Source organism: Pseudomonas sp. Emmai (assembly GCF_055179735.1).
In genome coordinates this window covers 6,955,431-6,978,650 of sequence record NZ_CM143685.1, presented here as the reverse complement: position 1 = coordinate 6,978,650, position 23,220 = coordinate 6,955,431, and the positions used below count along the sequence as shown (strand labels likewise).

Below are 23,220 nucleotides of genomic sequence, written 5' to 3'. Positions count from 1 at the left end.
CTTTCCTTGAAAGCCTGCCTCGGAACTTGCCAGACTACCGGTTGTTCGGATGCCCAGTAACAGGCCGCTGAGCGCGTGGTTAAAAAGAAAAATTGGAGCATTACCCACATGAAGGCATTAGGTATGAAGATAGCTGGCAAGACCCTCCTCGCCATGTCCCTGATGGGCGTGATGGCGGGTGCAGTACAGGCCGATGACAAGGTACTGCACGTCTATAACTGGTCCGACTACATTGCACCGGACACCATCGCGAACTTCGAGAAAGAGTCCGGGATCAAGGTGGTGTACGACGTTTTCGACAGCAACGAAACCCTGGAAGCCAAGTTGCTGGCAGGCAAGTCCGGTTACGACGTGGTCGTGCCGTCGAACAACTTCCTCGCCAAGCAGATCAAGGCCGGGGTTTACCAGGAGCTGGACAAGTCCAAGCTGTCCAACTACGGCAACCTTAACAAATCGCTGCTTAAAGCGGTTTCCGTAAGCGACCCGGACAACAAACACGCCTTCCCTTACATGTGGGGCTCGATCGGCATCGGTTACAACGCGGAGAAAGTCAAAGCCGCGTTGGGCGTCGACACCATCGATTCCTGGGACATCCTGTTCAAGCCTGAAAACATCGCCAAGCTCAAGGGCTGCGGTGTGAGCTTCCTCGATTCGCCGACCGAAATGCTGCCGGTCGCGCTGCACTACCTGGGCCTGCCAACCGACAGCCAGAAGAAAGAAGACATCAAGAAAGCCGAAGAGCTGTTCCTCAAGATTCGTCCTTCGGTCACCTACTTCCACTCGTCCAAGTACATCTCCGACCTGGCCAACGGCAACATCTGCGTAGCCGTGGGTTACTCGGGTGACGTGCAACAAGCCAAGTCCCGTGCTGCTGAAGCCGGTGACAAGGTCAAAGTCAGCTACGCCATTCCGAAAGAAGGCGCGGGCAGCTTCTACGACATGGTCGCTATTCCGAAAGACGCGGAAAACGTCGACGGTGCCTACAAGTTCATGAACTACCTGTTGCAGCCGAAAGTGATGGCCGACATCACCAACGCCGTGCGTTTCCCTAACGGTAACGCCGAAGCGACCCAGTTCGTGAGCAAGGACATCACCTCGGACCCAGGCATCTACCCGACAGCCGACGTGCAGGCCAAGTTGTACGCGATTGCCGATTTGCCGGCCGCTACTCAGCGTGATCTGACCCGCAGCTGGACCAAGATCAAATCCGGTAAATAAGCCGGTTTGAGGCGACATCCTGTTGCCGCTGCCTGCGCGGTGGCGGCAACAGGAATAATTAAATGACGGAAAGTTTTGCTGGAAAGGTTTATCGAGGGTAAGTTGCGCGCCGGTTTTGTTGCCAGGCAGCCATGGCTGTCATGTAACGCTGGGCAACTTGGGCCCAACTAATTTTAGAGGACCTCCACGTGCCTATTTTTTCTTTGTTACGCAATGCCCTGCTGGTCGGCGCCGGGCTGACGCTTGCCGTCAGTGTCCAGGCCGCCGGTACGGTGCATGTTTATAACTGGTCGGATTACATCGGCTCGACCACCCTGGCCGACTTCCAGAAAGAAACCGGGATCAAACCGGTGTACGACGTGTTCGACAGTAACGAAACCCTGGAAGGCAAGTTGCTGGCCGGGCGTACCGGCTACGACGTGGTCGTGCCGTCCAACCACTTCCTCGGCAAGCAGATCAAGGCGGGCGCGTTCCAGAAGCTCGACCGCAAGTTGCTGACCAACTACGCCAACCTCGACCCGGTGCTGCTCAAGCGCCTGGAACAGAACGATCCGGGCAACCAGTACGCCGTGCCGTACCTGTGGGGCACCAACGGCATCGGTTACAACGTCGACAAGATCAAGCAAGTGCTGGGCGTCGACAAGATCGATTCCTGGAGCGTGCTGTTCGAGCCGGAGAACATCAAGAAACTGCACAGCTGCGGCGTGGCGTTCCTCGATTCCGCCGATGAAATGATGCCCACCGTGCTCAACTACATGGGCCTCAACGCCAACAGCACCAACCCTGACGATTACAAAAAGGCCACCGCCAAGCTGCTCGCGGTGCGCCCGTACGTGACCTACTTCCACTCGTCCAAATACATCACCGACCTGGCCAACGGCGACATCTGCATCGCCATCGGTTTCTCCGGCGACATGTTCCAGGCCAAGGCCAGGGCCGCCGAAGCGGGCAAGGGCGTGAAGGTGGCCTACACCATTCCGAAAGAGGGTGGGGCGCTGTGGTTCGACATGCTGGCGATTCCAAAGGACTCGTCCAACGTCAAGGAAGCCCACGCCTTCATCAACTATTTGCTCAAACCTGAAGTGATTGCCCAGGTCAGTGATTCGGTCGGCTATGCCAACCCCAACCCTGGCTCGGACAAATTGATGGAGCAATCCATCCGCACGGACGAATCGGTGTATCCACCGCAGGCCGTGCTCGACAAGACCTACGTGTCGGTCGAGCTGCCGCCCAAGATTCAACGTTTGATGACCCGCAGCTGGACCACGGTCAAGACGGGTAAATAGCTTCAAGGCTCAAACTATCCAAAGTTGGCCCACCTCGGGCGAACTGCACTCTTTTTTTCTGGGAGTTTCGTAAATGGCAGTTGCCTCCGGCGCCTATAAGAAAGCCCTCGAGGGCGACCAGACACCTAAACAGGTGTTGGTCAAAATCGACCGGGTCACGAAGAAGTTCGACGAGACGATTGCCGTGGACGACGTGTCCCTGGAAATCAAGAAAGGCGAGATCTTCGCCCTGCTCGGCGGTTCGGGATCGGGCAAATCCACCTTGCTGCGCATGCTCGCAGGGTTTGAACGGCCCACGGAGGGGCGCATTTACCTCGACGGCGTCGACATCACCGAGATGCCGCCGTACGAGCGACCGATCAACATGATGTTCCAGTCCTACGCCTTGTTCCCGCACATGACCGTGGCGCAGAACATCGCCTTCGGCCTTAAGCAAGACAAGATCCCCGCCGCTGAAGTCGATGCCCGTGTCGCGGACATGCTCAAGCTGGTTCAGATGACGCAGTACGCCAAGCGCAAGCCGCATCAGTTGTCCGGTGGCCAGCGTCAGCGTGTGGCCCTGGCCCGTTCGCTGGCCAAGCGGCCGAAGCTGTTGCTGCTCGACGAACCGATGGGCGCACTGGATAAAAAGCTGCGTTCGCAAATGCAGCTGGAGCTGGTCGAGATCATCGAGCGCGTCGGTGTGACCTGCGTGATGGTGACCCACGACCAGGAAGAGGCCATGACCATGGCCGAGCGCATCGCGATCATGCACCTGGGCTGGATCGCCCAGATCGGCAGCCCGATCGACATCTACGAAACCCCGACCAGTCGCCTGGTCTGCGAATTCATCGGCAACGTCAACATCTTCGAAGGCGAAGTGATCGACGACGCTGAAGGCCACGCGACCATCACCTGCAAAGACCTGGATCGGCAGATCTACGTCGGCCACGGCATCAGCACCTCGGTGCAGGACAAGTCCGTCACCTACGCGATCCGCCCGGAGAAACTGCTGGTCACCGCCGAAATGCCGACCTGCGAGTACAACTGGTCCAGCGGCAAGGTGCATGACATCGCCTACCTCGGCGGTCATTCGGTGTTCTACGTCGAATTGCCGAGCGGCAAACTGGTGCAGTCCTTCGTCGCCAACGCCGAGCGCCGTGGCCAGCGTCCGACCTGGGGCGATCAGGTCTACGTGTACTGGGAAGACGATAGCGGCGTGGTACTTCGCTCATGAACATGCGCAAATTCAAACGCCGCCTCAACCGAATAATTCCCGGTGGCCGCCAACTGGTCATCGGGGTTCCGTTCATCTGGCTGTTCATGTTCTTCATGCTGCCGTTCTTCATCGTCTTGAAGATCAGCTTTGCCGAAGCCGACGTGGCCATCCCGCCGTACACCGAGATCTACAGCTACATCGACCAGAAGCTCCAGGTGCTGTTGAACCTGGGCAACTACGCGATGCTCGGCAACGACGAGTTGTACATCGCCGCCTACCTCGGCTCGCTGAAGATGGCGCTGATCAGCACCGTGCTGTGCCTGCTGATCGGTTACCCGATGGCCTACGCCATTGCCAGCGCCCGTAAAGAGCTGCAAACGGTGCTGGTGCTGCTGATCATGATGCCGACCTGGACCGCAATCCTGATCCGCGTTTACGCGTGGATGGGCATCCTCAGCAACAACGGTCTGCTCAACGGTTTCCTGATGACCATGGGCTGGATCAACGAACCGCTGCAGATCCTCAACACCAACCTCGCGGTGTACATCGGCGTTGTGTATTCGTACCTGCCGTTCATGATCCTGCCGCTCTACGCCAACCTGGTGAAACACGACTACAGCCTGCTGGAAGCCGCGTCCGACCTGGGCTCGAGCACCTTCAACAGCTTCTGGAAGATCACCATTCCGCTGTCGAAAAACGGCATCGTCGCCGGCTGCATGCTGGTGTTCATTCCGGTGGTGGGCGAGTTCGTGATCCCGGAACTGCTCGGCGGTCCGGAAACCCTGATGATCGGTAAAGTGCTGTGGCAAGAGTTCTTCAACAACCGTGACTGGCCGGTGGCGTCCGCCCTGGCGGTGGTGATGCTGGCGATCCTGATTGTGCCGATCATCCTGTTCAACCGCAGTCAGGCTAAGGAAATGGAGGGCAAAGAATGAAGAACTTCCGTTTCTCCAGCCTGATGCTGGTGTTGGGTCTGCTGTTCATCTACGCACCGATGCTGATCCTGGTGATCTACTCGTTCAACGCCTCGAAACTGGTGACGGTGTGGGGTGGCTGGTCGATCAAGTGGTACGTCGGTTTGCTCGACAACACCCAACTGATGGGCTCGGTGGTGCGTTCGCTGGAAATCGCCTGCTACACCGCGATTGCGGCCGTAGCGCTGGGCACATTGGCGGCGTTCGTCCTGACGCGGATCACGCGCTTCAAGGGCCGCACGCTGTTCGGTGGCCTGGTCACCGCGCCGTTGGTGATGCCGGAAGTGATCACCGGTCTGTCGCTGTTGCTGCTGTTCGTGGCCATGGCGCAGATGATCGGTTGGCCCCAGGAACGTGGCATCGTCACCATCTGGATCGCCCACACCACGTTCTGTGCGGCGTATGTGGCGGTGGTGGTGTCGGCGCGCTTGCGTGAGCTGGACCTGTCCATCGAAGAGGCCGCCATGGACTTGGGTGCGCGGCCGTGGAAGGTGTTCTTCCTGATCACCATTCCGATGATCGCGCCATCGCTGGCGGCGGGCGGGATGATGTCCTTCGCGCTGTCGCTGGATGACCTGGTGTTGGCGAGCTTCGTGTCGGGTCCGGGGTCGACGACCCTGCCGATGGAAGTGTTCTCGGCGGTACGCCTGGGCGTGAAGCCGGAGATCAACGCGGTGGCCAGTCTGATTCTGCTGGCGGTGTCGATCGTGACCTTCCTAGTGTGGTTCTTCAGCCGCCGCGCCGAAGAGTCGCGCAAAAAGGCGATTCAGCAAGCGATCGAAGAAGGCGCTGCCGATTCCTGGAAGCAACCGGACGTGCGCCGGGCGCAACAGGCGCCGGAAGTGGCCTGATGATCGTTCCCACGCTCCGCGTGGGAATGCCTCTTGTGACGCTCCGCGTCACGCTTTGGGACGCGGAGCGTCCCGGGCTGCATTCCCACGCAGAACCTGGGAACGATCAGTGTGGGGTCAGGCAGCCCAAGGGGATTTGCGGATGATCTCGACAAAGTTCATCGGCTTGAACCCCGGCTCGCTGTCCACCAGCACATCCGCGTTCACCGTGCCAAACGTGGTGTCGGGCTTGTGTTTGAAGCCATTGGCGAACGCACACAGGATGCATTCCTTGAAGCCTTCGCCACGGGGGTGGGCATGCACCACCGCCTCACGCTGCGCCGTCGGGAACGCGGCGTAATCGATACCCAACACATCCATCTCAACCCCCGCCGTGACCAGCGCCACATTCGGCCGCAGGTGTTGCGGCACGCCTGGCGTGGTGTGCAGGGCAATCGACAACCACACCTGCTCGATATCGTCGTCGCTCAACCCGTAAGGCTTGAGGAAGGCCTTGGCCGCATTGGCACTGTCGACTTCAAACCGCTCGTTATCGCTGCGCTGACCTTCCACCAGACCCAGGTCGTGGAACATCGCGCCGACGTAGAGCAACTCCGGGTTGTAAGCCAGTTGCTTGCGTTCACCGCTCAAGGCGCCGAACAGGAATACCCGGCGCGAGTGGTGGAACAGCAGGTCGGATTCGACGTCGCGGATGTATTCGGTGGTGGCCCTGGCCAATGCGCTGTCGGGGATTTTGATACCGGCAATGATGCTGCTCATGGTGCTTTCCTCGTGGGGAACGCCGTGGCGGCGCTGATGGGGAAAGTCTGTGCCCGCACCCGAAACCGGACAATCGATCCATGGCTGCGATCCCGGCCAATGAGCATGCATATCGCGCCAACCTCGCTTGTTGGGCGGTGTTTCGCTAGGGTTGGAGTGTGATTGCGCATTTGAACCAGATGATTGCCTGTGGCGAGGGAGCTTGCTCCCGCTGGGCTGCGAAGCGGCCCCAAAAGCTGCAATCGGATTCTGTCAGGCTTATCGCATCCAGAGGTTTTACGACGGCTGCGCAGCCGAGCGGGAGCAAGCTCCCTCGCCACAGGTCCGTGTAGATGCTTGAAATCAGAGAGGCGAGCCGAACCATGCAAAAATCCGTCGCCATCGTGGTGTTTTCCGGTGTGCAGTCCCTGGACGTCACCGGCCCCATGGATGTGTTCGCCGAGGCCAATCGGTTCCTCGCGCCCGAGGATCACTATCGGCTGGAGGTGATCGGGGTCGAGCGCGGGATGATGCCGTGTTCCAACGGCTTGTCCCTGAACGCGCATCGGCATTTCAGCGAAGCGCTGGAGGCTTACGACCTGCTGTTGGTGGCGGGCGGGCCGCAGTTGCCGTTTCTGAATTTCGGCGCGACGTTCGACACCTGGCTGCACGAGGCCTGCGCGCGGGCGCAGCGGTTTGGTTCGATCTGCAACGGTGCGTTCATGTTGGCGCGGGCCGGGTTGCTCGATGGGCGCACCGTCACCACGCATTGGGGCGATGCGGTGGCGCTGGCGGCTTTGTGTCCGTCCGCCCAGGTGGACGCGGATCGGTTGTACGTGCAGGACGGCGAGCTCTACACCTCGGCGGGGGTCACGGCGGGAATCGATCTGTCGCTGTATCTGCTGGGGCGCGATCACGGCCCGGAAGTGGCGCTCAGCGTGGCCAAGCGTTTGGTGGTGTTCACCCAGCGCTCTGGCGGGCAATCGCAGTTCAGTCCGTTCCTCACGCCCCACGCCGAGCCGACCTCGGCGGTGGCGCTGGTGCAGCTCTATGTGCTCGCCAACCTCACCGGCGACTTGGCCCTCGCCGATCTCGCGAATGCGGCCAACATGAGCGCGCGCAATTTTTCACGGGTGTTTGCCAAGGAAGCGAAAGTGACCCCGGCGGAATTCGTCGAGCGGGCGCGGGTGGATGCGGCGCGGGTGCTGTTGGAAAGCACCACGTCGCCGCTGAAGACGGTGGCGTATCAATGCGGGTTTCGCGATGCCCAGCACATGCGCAGCGTGTTCAACCGCCGGCTGGGCGTGACGCCGCAGCAGTTCAGGCTGAACTTTGCGGCGATGGTCTAACGCTGATCGTTCCCACGCTCTGCGTGGGAATGCATCCCGGGACGCTCCGCGTCCCAAAGGCGGACGCAGAGCGTCCATGGCGGCATTCCCACGCAGAGCGTGGGAATGATCGGTGCGCTCAACCTTTCAGTGAGTCATACGCCTCCAGCGTGCGCAGCGAGTAGATGTACGCCGCCCCGGCATTCAGCGAAATTGCCGTCGCCAGTGTCGCGGCGACTTCTTCGCGACTCGCCCCAGCCTTGATCGCCGCATCCGTATGCGCCGCGATACACCCATCACAACGGGTAGTGATCGCCACGGCAATGGAAATCAGCTCGCGGGTCTTGGCATCCAGCACATCGTTTTCCGCAGCCGCTTCGCCAAGGGCCATGTAGGCCTTGACCATTTTCGGGTTGCTCTTGCCCAGGGCGCCAAAGGCTTTCTGGATGGTGGGCAGCAGTTCGGACCAGTTATGGAACATAGCGTTAACTCCTCAGCGGGTTGGGTGTACTGTTTCGACACGCTCAGTTTTGTCCTTTGGCGCGGTTCGGGTTTGTTCGATCCGCTCAGTTCTTTCTTCGATGCGCTCAAATGAATCCGATCGATAAACTCATCACTTTGGCCAACGTGCGCGGCACGCTGGATTTGCGCTGCCAGTTCCAGGGCGACTGGGCTCTGGCCCACGAGCAGCAAGCGCTGGGCATGGCGCCGTACCACATCGTGTTGGCCGGCGAGTGCCGCGTGGAATTTCCCGATGGCCAGCGCCTGCCCATGCGCGCGGGCGACATCCTGCTGCTGCCCGGCGGCACGCCTCACGTGATCCACAGCCCCGGGAAAACCGTCGCGCCCACGGCACAAAAGATCATCCGCGGCGGCGCGTTGCCGGTGCATCGCATCGGTGGCGCCAGTGCCGATCTGGACATGCTCTGCGGGACCTTTCACTACAACCGCGCCTCGCTGCTGTTTGCGTCGCTGCCGGACTATCTGGTGATCCCCAACGGCGCGTTGCCGGCGAACGGGCCGTTGCCAGCGTTGGTCCAGGTGTTGCGCGGGGAGGCGGAGGGCAATCAGGCCGGGGCGAAGTTTTTGCTCGACGCCCTGTCCCAGGCGTTGTTCACCCTGATGCTGCGGGCGCACCTGGCGACGCTGGGCCCGGCCAGCGGCACCCTGGCGCTGCTCGGCGACAAACGCCTGGGTCGTGCCTGGCAAGCGATGCTGGCCGATCCGGCTCACGAGTGGACCATCGAAAGTCTGGCGGAAGCGGCGAGCATGTCCCGGGCCACGTTCATGCGCGCGTTTGTGAAGGTGGCCGGGGTGTCACCGTGGGTGTTGCTGACGCAGGTGCGGATGGAATTGGCGTTCAGTTTGTTGAGCCAATCGCATCTGGGGTTGAGTGATATTGCGGTGCAGGTGGGGTATCAGTCCCAAGCGGCGTTCAGCAAGAAATTCAAGGAGATTTATGGGGAGGCGCCGGGGCGGGTGCGGCGCGGGATTTAGATTTTTGGTGTCAGTGACGGCCTCTTCGCGGGCACCAAAAATCTACCGCGCCGGCAACAGCTTCAACGTACTCCGTGTATTCGCCATCACTTCCTCATCACTGAAATGCGCCTGCATGTACATCCCCTCGACATACGCCTCCGCCTGATCCTCATAGTGACTGTCAAACGGCACGCCACTCTGGCCGACCGGGTTGATGGTCAGGCTGTGGGCCGGGTCGGCGAAGTCGATCAGGCGTCGGGTCGAAGGACCGTAGGTCACCGGCCATGGCGCCGGGCCGATCCGGGCCGAGAGGTTGTTCGGCACTTCGTGGGTGCCGGGCGCGTCGAACGGGCCGACGTTGAAGATCCGGTCCAACGGCTTCTGCGCCCCCAGCGGATGACCGTGAGTCAGCGTGTGCACCTTGCCCCACTGCCACTGCGCGAAATCAGGACCGAGGACGGTCTTGAGGTGCGCGATGCTCGCCTGCCACGCCACTTTCACCGTGTCGGCGCGGGTTTCCCTGGCCGGGGTGTTGCGGTTGTCCCACCACGGCGAATCGGCGCTGGCGGCCAGACGCGGTAGCGCGGCGTCGATCACCCGGGTCGAGAGCAGGGTTTCAAAGAAGTCGTTGCCCAACTCATCGTGCAGCGTCGCGTCGGTCAGGTTGAACAGGAACTGGTTGAACACCGTGGCGCTGATCGAACTGAGCGGGTAATCGCCTGGCCACTGGGCCAGTTGCTCCACCAGTTTGAGTTCGGCCGGGTCGCTTACAACGTCACGCAGCACCGGCAGCAACGGCGCGAGCAGGCGCGGGCCGTAAGCGGTGGTGGTGCCCAGTTGCAGCTTCTGGTTGGCGTCGTTGTCCCATTTCACGCTCTTGTCGCTGAGCTGGCGATTGAGCTGCTGACCGCGATCCGAAAGGTTGTAGTAACCGGGAATCTCCATCCCGGTCGGCGAAACCGGCTGGAAGTTGGCCGAGACGATATAGCCCCGTGCCGGGTTCTCTTCCTGGGGATTGGCGCTGAAGGGGTAGAAGCCTTCCTTGTCCGGTTGATTAGTGCTGCCGTCGAGGATGAAGCCGGGCTTCACTCCAGCCGCACGCTTGGGCAGCAACGCCGAGGCCCACCAGCCGATATCACCCTTGGCGTTGGCATACACGATGTTCAATCCCGGCGCCTGCACCTTGGCAGCGGCGGCGCGGGCCTTGGCCAGGGTGTCGGCGCGGTTGAGCTGGTAGAAGCCTTCGAGAATCGGGTTCGGCGTTTCGAGGAACGCCCACCACATTGCCACCGGGGTCTTGCCGGCGGCGGTGCCGAGGGCGTCGTTGATGATCGGGCCGTGGGGCGACTGGCGCAGGGTCAGCGTCACCGGCGCCTGGCCCTTCACCGCGATCTGCTGCTCGGTCTTGACCATGTCCACCCATTTGCCGCGATACCAGACCTGGTTCGGATTGTCCGGGTTGACCTTCTCGGCGATCAAATCCAGGTCGTCGTTCTGGAACATGGTCAGGCTCCAGCCGAAATCCAGGTTGTGGCCGAGAAAGGCAAACGGCACCAGCGCCTGATGATGGCCGTACAGTTCGAAGCCCGGCGCCGACAGTTGCGCCTCGTACCACACCGACGGCACCGAGAAGCGAATATGCGGATCACCGGCCAGCAGTGGCTTGCCGCTTTTGCTGCGGTTGCCGGAGATGGCCCAGGCGTTGCTGCCTTCGAACTGCGGCAGGCCATTGTCGGCCAGGGCTTGGTCGCTCAAACGGGCGAGAGCGTTCAGGTCTTGCCAGTCGCCGGCGGCCAGGGCCGGGCCCGGTTTGCTGCGTGCCTTGACCAGCACGCCTTTGGGCTGCCAGTCGAGGTCGAAGATGTTCAGGTACTCGGGGCCGAGCTGATCGCGCACGTAGGTCAGCAACGGTTCGGTGCGAAACGCCGCGGCAAAGCTGTAGGCCATGTAGCCGGCGACGCTGATGGTGTCTTCGGCGGTGAAGGGGCGCTTATGGATCCCCAGCACGTCAAACTCGGCGGGCGCGGCGTGGGTGTCCTGATATTGGTTGATCCCGTCCAGGTAGGCTTGCAGGGCCTTCCACGCCGGTGACTGACGATCGAGCGCGGCCACATAACTCTCGGCGCGCTCGCGGATGCGCAGGCTGCGGAACAGTTTGTCGGTGTCCACCAGTTTCGGCCCGAGGACTTCCGCCAGTTCACCCCGGGCGAGGCGACGCATGGCTTCCATCTGAAACAAGCGGTCCTGGGCGTGCACGTAGCCGAGGGCGCGGTAGAGGTCGGTTTCGTTTTCGGCGCGGATATGCGGCACACCGCGCTCGTCGTAGCGCACGGTCACCGAGCCCTGGAGATTGTTCAACGTCACCTGGCCCTGGCGCGTCGGCTGCTTGCTGTAGACGTAGCCGCCAACCCCGATGGCGAGGGCGACGAGCAGCAAGGCGAGTACGGTCAGGACGCGTTTCATGGTGACTCCTTGTTCTTTTCGGTTGCCACCCGTGTGGGCTGCAAACATGTAGCACAGACCTTCCGTGCCGGGCACCACCGTCCTCGAATTGTCCGCAATGCCTTATTTCACTTCCACCGGCCACGGGCAGTAGCAACCCACCGCCAGGGTGTGGGTGGCGTTGACTGTGCGGCCTTCGTTCAGTGCTTGCAGGATCGGCTCGATAAAGCTGTTACTCGAATTGCAGGTCAGGCCTTCGCTGTAAGGGCCGAAATACGCGAGTTTGCCGGCGCGGTCCCAGATCGCCACCGCCGGGCTGGCGGGGATCTGCTCGGAACCGGGCAGCACGGTGATGGTTTTCAGGCGGCTCAAGGTGCTGGGCAACTGGCCGTGGCTACCGGGTTTTTGGACTGCGTAAAACTCGACGCCCTTGGGTACATACAGCTCGACGAGTTCGGTGAGGTGTTGTTGGTTGCCGACGTTGCACGGGCAGGCCGGGTCCCAGAAATGCACCAGGCGGACGGCACCGGGGCCGGCGAGGTCGTCGGGCAGGCGCAACGGATCGCCGGAAAACACCGCGGTGTGCTCGCTGAATGCCCGCAGGTAGCGCCCCTGAAACCAGTCGTAAGCGGCCCACAGCACGCCGGCGCACACAAGGGCGAGCAGGCTGGCAAGCAGTGTGGTGCGGTAGGCCGAACGCATGGGTTTCAATCCTCGAAGGTCGCCCAGCTTGCCATGCTTGCCGCGACAGATGAATATCGCAGGCCCATAAAGTCTGTTTCGCGTTCTGGAATTACCCATGCTTGCTACTTTCGACCCCGATCATTTGCGCGCCAGCCTGCGGCCATTGGCTGATTGGCAGCCGCTGTCGACGGAGGGCCTGGCCTATCAAGCGTTCTATGGGCTGGATTTGCCGGGGCGCACGCTGCGCCGTGGTCTGGGGCGGTTTCAGGTCGATGGTTATGAAGTGGTCAGCCAGGTCTGGTGGCCGGAGCGGGCGAAGGCGACGATGTTCCTGTTTCACGGTTTCTACGATCACACGGGGCTGTATCGGCATGTGATCGAGTGGGCGCTGGATCAGGGGTTCGCGGTGATTGCCTGCGACTTGCCGGGGCATGGCCTGTCCAGTGGCGAGCGCGCGAGCATCAAGGATTTCGCCGAGTATCAGGACACCTTGCAAGGCTTGTTCGCCGAAGCGCGGTCCCTGGAATTACCACAGCCGTGGCACTTGTTCGGACAGAGCACCGGCGGGGCGATTGTGATCGACCATGTGCTGAGTCAGGGCGCGGAGAGCCCGGCGCAAGGTCAGGTGATCCTGCTGTCGCCGCTGGTACGACCACGGGCCTGGGGCTGGTCGCAGTTGAGTTATTACCTGCTCAAGCCCTTCGTCAACGGCATCGCCCGGCGCTTCAGCGAGAACTCCAATGACCCGGCGTTCCTGCCCTTCCTGCAAGCCGACCCGTTGCAGCCGCTGCGTTTGCCGACCGCGTGGGTCGGTGCGCTGAAACGCTGGATCAAGCGTATCGAGGCGTCGACGAACAGTCCGCGGCGGCCACTGATTGTGCAGGGGCAGGCAGACATGACCGTGGATTGGGAGCACAACCTGGAGGTGTTGAAGGCCAAGTTCGATCGGCCGCAGGTGTTGATGCTGCCGGAGGCGCGGCACCATTTGGCGAATGAGACGGTGGCGTTTCGGGAGGAGTATTTCGGGTTTCTGACGAAGCGGATCAAGGGGCGGAATCTCTAGCGGTCGTTCCGGCCTCTTCCCGGGCAAGCCTCGCTCCTACAGCGAAGGCAATCTTCCGGGCGGCGAAAATCCTACTGCCCCACCGCCAACCCCGCCCGAATCGCCGCCAACGCTGCCTGGTAATACGCCTTGCCCTCATCCGACTCGGCAAAGGTCGCAAACTCTTCCAGTTCGTTATCCGACAAGTCGCGATAGACGTAGAGCAGCGTGTTGTTCAGATCGGCGCCGATCTGATCCATCAGCCGCTGGCGCTGACCATTCAACATCCCGGGGGCCTGACCGCCGCCGAGCAGGCCCGGGATCATCGAACTCAAGCTGTCCGCCGCGACGCCGGCAATCGCCAGGGTGACTTCGGCACCGGCCTCGCGGGCGGGCAGGGCCTGGGCCAGGTGGCCGATGATCAGCAGGCGCGTGTCACTGGCCTCAATCTTGGGCAAGCCCTTGGCGTTTTTCGCCAGTTGATCGCGTCGGGTCGCCAGCAACTCGGCGGCGACGACCTTCTTGCCCAGCGGGGTCTGGAAAAACGCCAGGGCCGGTTTCGGATCGGCGAGGGTCTTGCGCAGTTGCGCTTCGGCGCGCTGATCCATGGCCTGGGGGGCGAAGCGCTGGTTGCTGTTGTTGACCAACGCTTGGAAGACGGCGGGCGGCAGGCTGTTCTGGTAGCGCTGCTGGGCGGCCGAGAGGGCGTCGTTAAAATGCGCACGTTGGTCTGGCCAACCGGCGACCTTGTACAACTGGTCGTGGCCGTCTGCCCAGGCGGGCAAAACACAGAGCATCAACAGTGAAAAAAGCAAACGGCGCATAGGGACTCCTGTCGGCAGGCGACTATTCTCCGTGCGGTACAGGAACTTGTCGAGAATTCGTATCAGCCCGCCGCGCGGCTCTGTCGGATTTGCAGGCACAGGAATACTATGCGCGCCATGCAAATACCCTCTGATCACCCGCTGCTGTTACGTATCGTCGACGACCTGGCCGAACGGGGCTGGTCGCAGCAGAATATTTTCCTGCCTCTGGATCTGACCCGAGCGTTGGCGGCTGAGTGCCGTAAACGTGCGGCCGAAGGTGAACTGGCCCCGGCGGCGGTGGGGCGCGGACCGACGTCGGAGATTCGCGAAGGAATACGTGGTGATCACATCCAGTGGCTCGAACCCGGCGAGACAGAGGCCTGCGACAGTTATCTGAGCTTGATGGACAGCCTGCGCGAGGCGATGAATCGTGGCCTGTTCCTCGGTCTGGAAGATTTCGAAAGCCACTTCGCCCTGTACCCGCCCGGCGCGTTCTACCTCAAGCACGTGGACCGTTTTCGCGACGATGACCGGCGCATGGTCTCGGCGGTGATCTACCTCAACGATGCCTGGCTGCCGGAACACGGCGGCGAACTGCGCATGTACCTGGACGGTGGCGTTGAACACAATGTGGTGCCCACCGGCGGCTGCCTGGTGGTGTTCCTGTCGGGCGAGGTGCCCCACGAAGTCCTGCCCGCGACCCGGGATCGCCTGTCATTGACCGGTTGGTTCCGCCGTCGCGGTAACGAGCCGTTCTGATCATGCAAAAAATTCTGGTAAGCCGCTGCCTGCTAGGCCATCGCGTGCGTTACGACGGCGGGGCGAGTGGGCCGTTTGATCTATTGGACCAATGGATCGCCGAGGGCCGGGTGGTGCCGTTGTGCCCGGAAGTGGCTGGCGGGTTGCCGACGCCGAGGGCGGCGGCGGAGATTCCGGGTGGGCAGGGTGGTGAGGTGCTGGATGGGCATGCGTCGGTGATGACCACTGAAGGTGAAGACGTCAGTGCCGAGTTTCTGTCGGGGGCTTATCAAGCGCTGGAGTTGGTGCAAAAGCACGGCATCCGGATTGCGGTGTTGAAGGCCAACAGTCCGTCTTGCGGGAATTTGCTGACCTATGACGGGACTTTCAGCGGCGTGAAAGTCAGTGGCGAAGGGGTGACGGCGGCATTGCTCAAGCGCCATGGCGTTCAAGTGTTCAGCGAACTGGAATTGGCCGAAGCCGCCGCTTTGCTCACACAAGACTGACGACTTAGACAAACCTTTAAGGGGCGAGCCTAAGATCAGGGCTTGGCCTCGACACTCGTATCCGCCCCAAACCACTTCTGCGTCAACGCCTCCAGCCGACCATCCGCCTTGATCCGCTGCAACGCGTTATCGAGGCTGGCGTGGAATGCCGGGTTACCTTTCTGGAACGGAATCGCCAGGCTCACCGGCTCGCTGGCTTTCGGCACCGCTTCCTTCAACGTCTGCACCAGCAACATCGACTGTGGCTGCTCTTCTTTCTGCGCGATCAGTTGCGCATCGGTGTGGCTGTAAGGCGCGCTGAAGTCGAAACGATCCTTCAGATCCGCGGTCATTGCTATGTGGTTGATGGCGACGTCGTACTTGCCGGTTTCAACACCTGGCAGCAGATCGGCGGCATCGGTCACGACGAAGTCGGCGCGCACATCCAGTTCATTGGCCAGCAGCTGACCCAACTCGACTTCGAACCCGGTCAGTTTGCCGTCGTCCTTGAAATTGAATGGCGGTGTATTAGCCTCAAGAGCAATGCGCAATTCGCCGCGGTCGAACACATCATCAATCAGTTCGGCATGAGCCAAAGGGCTCAAAAGGGGTAGCAGGCAGATCAGGCCAGGCAAGAAACGCATGGTCACTCCTTTGAATTCATTATTGCGACGCTCTGATTCAGGCGCGCTTTGCTATGGTTGTCGAGTGCCTTCGACAACGAATGGCCGTGAAGTTAGATACGGTCACGCGGATTTTACGGAAAAACTGGAGAAGAGAATGAAAACGTTTATGTCACGAGCAGCATTGGCTGGCCTGTTGATGGGTGTGTCGGTGCTCGCCAGCGCTGCTACCCCGGCCCCTAAAGGTGCGGAAGTGTCCATCGTTTCTCCTGAAGATGGTGGGACTGTCCAGAAAACCTTCAAGGTTAAATTCGCTGTCGAGAATGTTGCGCTGGCGCCCGCGGGCGATACCACCAAGAACACCGGCCACCACCATTTGCTGATCGATGCCAAGGATGTTGTGGCTGCAGGCGCAGTCATCCCGGCAGATGCCAATCACGTTCATTTTGGCAAGGCGCAAACCGAAACCGAGCTGACGCTGACACCTGGCAAGCACACCTTGCAGTTGGAATTAGGCGACATGAACCATATGGCCTTCGATCCGCCCATCGTGTCGAAAAAGATCACCGTCAATGTGAAATAAAAAAAGGGAGCCCCTTTCGGGGGCTCCCTTTTTTTATAGCTGCAAGCTTCAAGCTATAAGCCTCAAGTCAAAGCAAAAGCGAACTCAACTTGCCGCTTGAAGCTTGCCGCTTGCCACTGTCTTAGAACAAGACCCGGCAACGAATGGTGCCGTTGATGTGCTGCAGTTTCTCCTGGGCGATTTCCGAGTAATCGGCATCGACGTCGATCACGACGTAGCCGACTTTCTCGTTGGTCTGCAGGAACTGACCGGAAATGTTGATGCCGTTTTCGGCGAAGACCTTGTTGATCTCGCTCATCACACCCGGGATGTTCTCGTGGATGTGCAGCAAACGGTGCTTGCCAGGGTGAGCCGGCAGGGCCACTTCCGGGAAGTTCACCGACGATACGGACGTACCGTTGTCGCTGTACTTGACCAGTTTTTCCGCCACTTCCAGACCGATGTTGGCTTGCGCTTCAGCGGTGGAACCACCGATGTGCGGGGTCAGTATCACGTTGTCCAGGCCACGCAGCGGGCTTTCGAACTCTTCGTCGTTGGAGCGCGGCTCCACCGGGAACACGTCGATGGCCGCGCCGATCAGGTGCTTGTCCTTGATCGCGTCTGCCAGGGCTTGCAACTCAACCACAGTGCCGCGCGCGGCGTTGATCAGGATGCCGCCCTTCTTGATGGCGCGGATTTCCTTCTCGCCGATCATCCACTGGGTGGCGGCGGTTTCCGGAACGTGCAGGGTGACGATGTCGGACATGGCCAGCAGGTCGGTCAGTTTGCCGACCTGAGTCGCGTTGCCCAACGGCAGCTTGGTCACGGTGTCGTAGAAGAACACCTGCATGCCCAGGCCTTCAGCCAGAACCGACAGCTGAGTACCGATCGAGCCGTAACCGACGATGCCGAGCTTCTTGCCACGGATTTCGAAGGAATTGGCCGCGCTCTTGATCCAGCCGCCACGGTGGCAGGAAGCGTTCTTCTCAGGGATGCCGCGCAGCAACAGGATCGCTTCGGCCAGCACCAGCTCGGCCACGGAGCGGGTGTTGGAGTACGGCGCGTTGAACACGGCGATACCGCGTTCGCGGGCAGCGTTCAGGTCAACCTGGTTGGTGCCGATGCAGAAACACCCTACCGCCACGAGCTTCTTCGCGTGATCGAAGATCTCTTCGGTCAGTTGAGTGCGGGAGCGAATGCCGATGAAGTGCGCATCAGCGATCTTTTCCTTCAACTGGGCTTCCGGCAGAGAACCGGTGAGGTACTCGATGCTGGTGTAGCCAGCCGACTTGAGAACGTCGACAGCCGATTGGTGGACGCCTTCGAGAAGAAGGAACTTGATCTTGCTCTTATCGAGAGAAGTCTTGCTCATCTGCGTAAACCTGTATCCCGGAGAAAAATGGCAGGAAATGGTCAACAGATGCTGACCCGGACGGCAACAATGCCATCACCGCAGAATAGCCGTTGGGCACTACCCTGCGGGGTCGGTATGCTAGCATACGCACCCCGCTAAACACTCATTCCTGCGACGTGAAGCGTTCTCAGGATGACCATGAATTGTTCGAGAGTTCTGTCGATGACCAATCCTGCCCTGATTGAAGAGCTGAAGACCCTGGTTGAGCCTGGCAAGGTCCTGACCGATGCCGACTCCCTCAATGCTTATGGCAAGGATTGGACCAAGCATTTCGCCCCGGCCCCGACGGCCATCGTGTTTCCCAAGACCACCGAACAAGTCCAGGCCATCGTGCGTTGGGCCAATGAACACAAGGTGGCGCTGGTACCGTCCGGCGGTCGCACCGGGCTTTCCGCTGCTGCGGTGGCCGCGAATGGCGAAGTGGTCGTCTCGTTCGACTACATGAACCAGATCCTCGACGTGAACCTCACCGACCGCACCGCCGTTTGTCAGCCAGGCGTGGTCACCGAGCATCTGCAGAACGTCGCTGAAGAAAAAGGCCTGTACTACCCGGTGGATTTCGCGTCCGCAGGTTCGAGCCAGATTGGTGGCAATATCGGCACCAATGCCGGCGGGATCAAGGTGATTCGCTATGGCATGACCCGTAACTGGGTGGCTGGCATGAAAGTCGTCACCGGCAAGGGCGATCTGTTGGAGCTGAACCGCGACCTGATCAAGAACGCCACCGGCTACGACCTGCGTCAGTTGTTCATCGGCGCTGAAGGCACCCTCGGTTTCGTGGTCGAAGCGACCATGCGCCTGGACCGGGCGCCGAAAAACCTCACCGCCATGGTCCTCGGCACCGCCGATTTCGACTCGATCATGCCGGTATTGCACGCGTTCCAGAGCAAACTCGACCTGACCGCCTTCGAGTTCTTCTCCGACAAAGCCCTGGCCAAGGTCATGGGGCGCGGTGACGTGCCGGCGCCGTTCGAAACCGATTGCCCGTTCTACGCGTTGCTGGAATTCGAAGCGACCACCGAAGAAGTGGCCAACCACGCCCTGGAAACCTTCGAGCACTGCGTCGAGCAGGGTTGGGTGCTGGACGGTGTGATGAGCCAGAGCGAAACCCAGTTGCAGAACCTGTGGAAGCTGCGCGAGTACATCTCCGAGACCATCTCCCACTGGACGCCGTACAAGAACGACATCTCGGTCACCGTCTCGAAAGTCCCGGCGTTCCTGAAGGAAATCGACGCGATTGTCGGTGAACACTACCCGGACTTCGAAATCGTCTGGTTCGGCCACATCGGCGACGGCAACCTGCACTTGAACATCCTCAAGCCGGAAAACCTGAGCAAGGACGAGTTCTTTGCCAAGTGCGCGACCGTGAACAAGTGGGTGTTCGAAACCGTCGAGAAGTACAACGGTTCGATTTCCGCCGAACACGGCGTGGGCATGACCAAGCGTGACTACTTGACCTACAGCCGTTCCCCGGTTGAGATCGAGTACATGAAAGCCGTGAAAGCGGTGTTCGACCCGAACGGCATCATGAACCCGGGCAAAATTTTTGCTGTTTGAATCAACGAGCAGGAGTCGGTAATGAGCTATCAGCACCAGTATGTCGACGGTACGCGTATTCACTTCCCGCTGGGGAAAGTGGTGTGCATCGGCCGTAACTATGCCGAACACGCCAAGGAACTGGACAACCCGGTGCCTACCGAGCCGCTGCTGTTCATCAAGCCGGGCAGTTGCGTGGTGCCGCTGGAAGGCGGTTTTGCCATTCCGACCGAGCGCGGTTCGGTGCACTACGAAGCGGAAATAGCCGTGTTGATCGGCAAGCCGCTGTCGACCAAACCGAGCCGTGAAGAAGTGCTCGACGCCATCTCCGGTTTCGCCCCGGCCCTGGACCTGACCCTGCGCGACAAACAGGCCGAGCTGAAATCCAAGGGCCTGCCCTGGGAAATTGCCAAGTCCTTCGATGGCGCGGCGGTGCTTGCCCCGTTCGTGTCCGCCGGCAGCTTCGCCGACCTGACCGACATCGGCATCCGCCTGACCATCAATGGCGAAGTGCGCCAGGATGGCAACAGCAAGGACATGCTCAACCCGATCGTGCCGATGATCCAGTACATGGCCGGCTGCTTCTCGCTGCAGGCCGGCGACGTGATCCTCACCGGTACGCCGGTGGGGGTCGGCCCGCTGAATGTCGGTGACGAACTGGTGCTGGAATTGCCGGGTGTCAGCAGCTTCAACAGCAGCGTTCGCTGATCTACGCATGATCGTTCCCACGCTCTGCGTGGGAATGCATCCCGTGATGCTCCGCGTCACATTCGAAGCGGACGCGGAGCGTCCATGGCGGCATTCCCGCGCAGTGCGAGGGAACGATCAGGCGCAGGGCTTTCCCGCCATTTCCCGTTTTTTTCACATCCCTTCTGGATAATTCCTCGGTTCCTGGCGTCTGAGCCTGCCCGATTGTGCTATTACCTTTAGCCTGAATTTCTGGAACGCATCCCCTGATGGCCACACCACCGCTCCCGACCCTGCCAACTCCTCGTCGTCCACGATTCCTCATGCGCTGGTATTACTGGTTGTTGCTGGCCGTTGCAGCGGGTTATGGCCTGGCGTTTGCGATGCATTGGGACGACCGCGGTGCGCTTTGGCTGATGGAGCGTTTTGAAAGCCCGGCCGAGCGCCAACAGAGTGTCTGGCTCCCGGATTACCGGGCGGTGATCGACGCCAAACTGCTGCCGGGCATGGAAAAGGACGAAGCCTCGGACCTGTCCTACGACCCGCAGACCAAAACCCTGTTCTCGGTGATGGGCAAGAACCCGTTCCTGGTCGAACTGACCCTGCAGGGCGATGTGCTGCGCAAGATGCCACTGGTGGGCTGGACCAATCCGGAAGGCGTGACGACCATGGGCAATGGCTTGATCGCCATTACCGATGAGCGCGAGCACATGTTGTCGATCATCAAGGTCGATGCCAACACCCGTGAACTGCACCGCGAAGACTTCCCGAAATACGACCTGGGCCCGTCGAAAGACCAGAACAAGGCGTTCGAAGCCATCGTCTGGGATCCGCGCAATCAGCAACTGTTGCTGGGCGAAGAGCGCCCGCCGCAGCTGTTCAGCTGGAAAAGCGACGGCAGCCAGACCCTCACCGGCGATAAACAGAAACTGGCCAGCAACGAACTGGATATCCGCAACCTGTCGGCCCTGGCCATTGACCCGCGCACCGGCCATACGCTGGCGCTGTCCGCCGACTCGCACCTGCTGCTGGAGCTGGACGAGAAGGGCGAGCAGGTCAGCTTCATGACCCTGCTCGGCGGCTTCAACGGTCTGAAAAAGACGATCCCCCGCGCCGAAGGCGTAACCATGGACGAAGCGGGCACGCTGTACATGGTCAGCGAGCCGAATCTGTTTTATCGCTTCGAAAAACAGAAATAGCCTACAGATGCGGGGTGGCGCGCGGTCGCCGGTTAAGGTAAACCTGCGGGGCCGCGGCCATAGGCCATTAAGTTTGGATTCAGTCAGCCGTGGTATTTCATCCGCCCGCCCTGATTTCGAGCTTGCCTGAATGCGTCGACTTGCCCGCCCCAAACCCCTGATTCTGATCCTGTCGGTGATTGCGCTGATCGTGCTGGTCGCGGTCGGCCAGTACCTGCGTCTGTTCGAGCGCGCCTGGTTCAATGTGCACACGCTGTGGCAGCCGATGAATGCCGAGGCCATTGGCCTGGATCAGTATCGGGTCGAGATCGAGGCGCAAGTGATCGACGGGCTGGACGATGACGTCTCGGCGCTGACCTACGATCCGGTGCGCCACAGCCTGTTCACGGTGACCAACAAAAACGCCGAGCTGATTGAGCTGTCCCTGGACGGCAAGATCCTGCGGCGTATCGCGCTGATCGGTTTTGGCGACCCGGAGGCGGTGGAGTTCATCAGCGCCGACACCTACGTGGTCACCGACGAACGCCAGCAGCGCCTGATCAAGATTCACCTGGAGAAAGACACCACGTTCCTCGACGCCGCGGACGCCGAGCAGATGACGCTTGGTGTGCACATGAGCGGCAACAAGGGTTTCGAAGGGTTGGCGTATGACTCGGTGGGCAAGCGCCTGTTTGTCGCCAAGGAGCGCGACCCGATGCTGATCTACGAAGTGCAGGGCTTCCCGCATTACAACCCGGAGAAGTCCTACGCGGTGCACGTGGTCAACAACCCCAAGCGCGATGCCGGGATGTTCGTGCGCGACCTGTCGAGCCTGCAATACGACGAACGCAGCGGCCACTTGATGGCGCTGTCCGATGAATCGCGGCTGATTATCGAGCTGGATGTGGATGGGCGACCGTTGAGCACGATGTCATTAAATAGCGGGCGTCAGGGCCTGAAAAAGACCGTGCCGCAAGCGGAAGGCATCGCCATGGACGACGAGGGCACGCTGTATCTCGTCAGCGAGCCAAACCTGTTCTACACCTTCAAAAAACCTGCACAGCCCTGACCATCACCACAATCCCCTGTAGGAGCGAAGCTTGCTCGCGAAGGGGCCGTAACTTTCAACATCTCAGTCGACTGTTATGGCCTCTTCGCGAGCAAGCTTCGCTCCTACAGGGTAACGCGTCAGGCCTTGAGGGTTTTTACGCCTTCAGGGGTACCCAACAACAGCAAATCCGCCGGACGCGCCGCGAACAGGCCATTGGTAACCACGCCGACGATCGCATTGATCTGCGTCTCCAGCTCCACCGGGTTGGTGATCTGCATGTTGAACACGTCGAGGATGATGTTGCCGTTGTCGGTCAGCACGCCTTCGCGGTAAACCGGGTCGCCGCCCAGTTTCACCAGCTCGCGGGCCACGTGGCTGCGGGCCATCGGGATGACTTCCACCGGCAGCGGGAACGCACCGAGCAACGGCACCAGTTTGCTGCCATCGGCGATGCAGATGAAAGTCTTGGCCACGGCCGCAACGATCTTCTCGCGGGTCAGGGCCGCGCCGCCGCCCTTGATCAGGTTCAGGTGCTCGTCGCTTTCGTCGGCACCGTCGACGTAGAACTCCAGGTCGCTGACCGTGTTCAGCTCATACACCGGAATACCGTGGCCCTTGAGGCGCGCGGCGGTGGCTTCGGAGCTGGCGACCGCGCCATCGAACGCGCCCTTGTGCTTGGCCAGTGCATCGATGAAGCAGTTGGCGGTGGAGCCGGTGCCGACACCGACGACGCTCTTGTCGTCGAGTTTCGGGAGGATGAAGTCGACGGCGGCCTGGGCCACTGCCTGTTTGAGTTGATCCTGGGTCATGCGGGCTCCGAAGCGGGCAAGGGGAGAACGGAAAGGCCGGCATTATAGGCTTCGGGGCGGGGAAGGTCATTGGCCGATTGGCAGGCCGCGA

At 60.7% G+C, this 23,220-nt stretch carries 23 protein-coding genes; 15 read left to right on the top strand and 8 right to left on the bottom strand.

The window, feature by feature from the left end; translation table 11 throughout:
• The first annotated feature begins 108 nt into the window (after positions 1-108).
• The 5 genes from ACY4LX_RS32095 (at position 109) to ACY4LX_RS32075 (ending at position 5,527) form a co-directional block, all read left to right on the top strand.
• On the top strand, positions 109-1,218 hold the full coding sequence (locus ACY4LX_RS32095; protein WP_149660259.1) for a polyamine ABC transporter substrate-binding protein: 1,110 nt from the start codon (positions 109-111) through the stop codon (positions 1,216-1,218).
• A gap of 188 nt (positions 1,219-1,406) precedes the next feature.
• Positions 1,407-2,504: a polyamine ABC transporter substrate-binding protein gene (locus ACY4LX_RS32090; protein ID WP_149660260.1), complete on the top strand. Its 1,098-nt coding sequence runs from the start codon at positions 1,407-1,409 to the stop codon at positions 2,502-2,504.
• Between the two features lie 73 nt (positions 2,505-2,577).
• Complete coding sequence (locus ACY4LX_RS32085) at positions 2,578-3,720, top strand: ABC transporter ATP-binding protein (RefSeq protein WP_149660261.1); 1,143 nt, start codon at positions 2,578-2,580, stop codon at positions 3,718-3,720.
• A gap of 35 nt (positions 3,721-3,755) precedes the next feature.
• Positions 3,756-4,637, top strand: a complete 882-nt coding sequence (locus ACY4LX_RS32080; RefSeq protein ID WP_463260658.1) for an ABC transporter permease subunit — start codon at positions 3,756-3,758, stop codon at positions 4,635-4,637.
• Entirely contained in the window at positions 4,634-5,527 is an 894-nt protein-coding gene (locus ACY4LX_RS32075) for an ABC transporter permease subunit (protein WP_149660263.1), read from the top strand. The genes ACY4LX_RS32080 and ACY4LX_RS32075 overlap by 4 nt, the downstream gene beginning before the upstream one ends.
• Before the next feature lie 117 nt (positions 5,528-5,644).
• Here ACY4LX_RS32075 and ACY4LX_RS32070 read toward each other — a convergent pair whose 3' ends face one another.
• A complete protein-coding gene (locus ACY4LX_RS32070) occupies positions 5,645-6,286 on the bottom strand; it encodes an HD domain-containing protein (protein WP_463258785.1) in 642 nt (213 codons plus the stop codon).
• 362 nt (positions 6,287-6,648) lie between these two features.
• Here ACY4LX_RS32070 and ACY4LX_RS32065 point away from each other — a divergent pair, with 362 nt between their 5' ends.
• Complete coding sequence (locus ACY4LX_RS32065; protein ID WP_463258784.1) at positions 6,649-7,614, top strand: GlxA family transcriptional regulator; 966 nt, start codon at positions 6,649-6,651, stop codon at positions 7,612-7,614.
• 118 nt (positions 7,615-7,732) lie between these two features.
• On the opposite strand, the gene ACY4LX_RS32060 is transcribed toward ACY4LX_RS32065, so the two are convergent.
• Positions 7,733-8,074 (bottom strand): carboxymuconolactone decarboxylase family protein, encoded by a 342-nt coding sequence (locus ACY4LX_RS32060; protein ID WP_169372601.1) that lies wholly within the window; start codon positions 8,072-8,074, stop codon positions 7,733-7,735.
• A gap of 110 nt (positions 8,075-8,184) precedes the next feature.
• Here ACY4LX_RS32060 and ACY4LX_RS32055 point away from each other — a divergent pair, with 110 nt between their 5' ends.
• A complete protein-coding gene (locus ACY4LX_RS32055; RefSeq protein WP_463258783.1) occupies positions 8,185-9,090 on the top strand; it encodes an AraC family transcriptional regulator in 906 nt (301 codons plus the stop codon).
• 42 nt (positions 9,091-9,132) lie between these two features.
• Here ACY4LX_RS32055 and ACY4LX_RS32050 read toward each other — a convergent pair whose 3' ends face one another.
• Positions 9,133-11,535: a penicillin acylase family protein gene (locus ACY4LX_RS32050; RefSeq protein WP_463258782.1), complete on the bottom strand. Its 2,403-nt coding sequence runs from the start codon at positions 11,533-11,535 to the stop codon at positions 9,133-9,135.
• A 102-nt stretch (positions 11,536-11,637) separates the two neighbouring features.
• Entirely contained in the window at positions 11,638-12,216 is a 579-nt protein-coding gene (locus tag ACY4LX_RS32045; protein WP_463258781.1) for a DUF6436 domain-containing protein, read from the bottom strand.
• Positions 12,217-12,313: 97 nt separating this feature from the next.
• On the opposite strand from ACY4LX_RS32045, the gene bipL reads away from it, so the two are divergent.
• Positions 12,314-13,261, top strand: a complete 948-nt coding sequence (gene bipL, locus ACY4LX_RS32040) for a phospholipase BipL (protein ID WP_463258780.1) — start codon at positions 12,314-12,316, stop codon at positions 13,259-13,261.
• A 71-nt stretch (positions 13,262-13,332) separates the two neighbouring features.
• Here bipL and ACY4LX_RS32035 read toward each other — a convergent pair whose 3' ends face one another.
• A complete protein-coding gene (locus tag ACY4LX_RS32035; protein WP_149660272.1) occupies positions 13,333-14,064 on the bottom strand; it encodes a DUF2059 domain-containing protein in 732 nt (243 codons plus the stop codon).
• 108 nt (positions 14,065-14,172) lie between these two features.
• Here ACY4LX_RS32035 and ACY4LX_RS32030 point away from each other — a divergent pair, with 108 nt between their 5' ends.
• The gene (locus ACY4LX_RS32030) at positions 14,173-14,805 is read left to right on the top strand and encodes a 2OG-Fe(II) oxygenase (RefSeq protein ID WP_463258779.1); all 633 of its coding nucleotides are present in this window, start codon (positions 14,173-14,175) and stop codon (positions 14,803-14,805) included.
• Between the two features lie 2 nt (positions 14,806-14,807).
• Positions 14,808-15,290 (top strand): 2-thiouracil desulfurase family protein, encoded by a 483-nt coding sequence (locus tag ACY4LX_RS32025; protein ID WP_149660274.1) that lies wholly within the window; start codon positions 14,808-14,810, stop codon positions 15,288-15,290.
• 35 nt (positions 15,291-15,325) lie between these two features.
• Here ACY4LX_RS32025 and ACY4LX_RS32020 read toward each other — a convergent pair whose 3' ends face one another.
• On the bottom strand, positions 15,326-15,913 hold the full coding sequence (locus ACY4LX_RS32020) for a transporter substrate-binding domain-containing protein (RefSeq protein ID WP_149660275.1): 588 nt from the start codon (positions 15,911-15,913) through the stop codon (positions 15,326-15,328).
• Positions 15,914-16,049: 136 nt separating this feature from the next.
• Here ACY4LX_RS32020 and ACY4LX_RS32015 point away from each other — a divergent pair, with 136 nt between their 5' ends.
• Entirely contained in the window at positions 16,050-16,475 is a 426-nt protein-coding gene (locus ACY4LX_RS32015) for a DUF4399 domain-containing protein (RefSeq protein WP_463258778.1), read from the top strand.
• A gap of 121 nt (positions 16,476-16,596) precedes the next feature.
• Here ACY4LX_RS32015 and serA read toward each other — a convergent pair whose 3' ends face one another.
• Complete coding sequence (gene serA, locus ACY4LX_RS32010) at positions 16,597-17,826, bottom strand: phosphoglycerate dehydrogenase (RefSeq protein ID WP_123404055.1); 1,230 nt, start codon at positions 17,824-17,826, stop codon at positions 16,597-16,599.
• A gap of 204 nt (positions 17,827-18,030) precedes the next feature.
• On the opposite strand from serA, the gene ACY4LX_RS32005 reads away from it, so the two are divergent.
• From ACY4LX_RS32005 to ACY4LX_RS31990, 4 genes are all read left to right on the top strand, one after another.
• A complete protein-coding gene (locus ACY4LX_RS32005; protein ID WP_149660277.1) occupies positions 18,031-19,425 on the top strand; it encodes an FAD-binding oxidoreductase in 1,395 nt (464 codons plus the stop codon).
• A 21-nt stretch (positions 19,426-19,446) separates the two neighbouring features.
• A complete protein-coding gene (locus ACY4LX_RS32000) occupies positions 19,447-20,112 on the top strand; it encodes a fumarylacetoacetate hydrolase family protein (protein WP_149660278.1) in 666 nt (221 codons plus the stop codon).
• 248 nt (positions 20,113-20,360) lie between these two features.
• Positions 20,361-21,290 (top strand): SdiA-regulated domain-containing protein, encoded by a 930-nt coding sequence (locus tag ACY4LX_RS31995; RefSeq protein ID WP_149660279.1) that lies wholly within the window; start codon positions 20,361-20,363, stop codon positions 21,288-21,290.
• Positions 21,291-21,420: 130 nt separating this feature from the next.
• Positions 21,421-22,338: an SdiA-regulated domain-containing protein gene (locus tag ACY4LX_RS31990; protein WP_463258777.1), complete on the top strand. Its 918-nt coding sequence runs from the start codon at positions 21,421-21,423 to the stop codon at positions 22,336-22,338.
• A gap of 119 nt (positions 22,339-22,457) precedes the next feature.
• Here the strand turns inward: ACY4LX_RS31990 and rpiA are convergent, their stop codons facing one another.
• Positions 22,458-23,129, bottom strand: coding sequence for a ribose-5-phosphate isomerase RpiA (gene rpiA / locus ACY4LX_RS31985; protein WP_463258776.1), 672 nt, complete (start codon positions 23,127-23,129; stop codon positions 22,458-22,460).
• Positions 23,130-23,220: the final 91 nt, after the last annotated feature.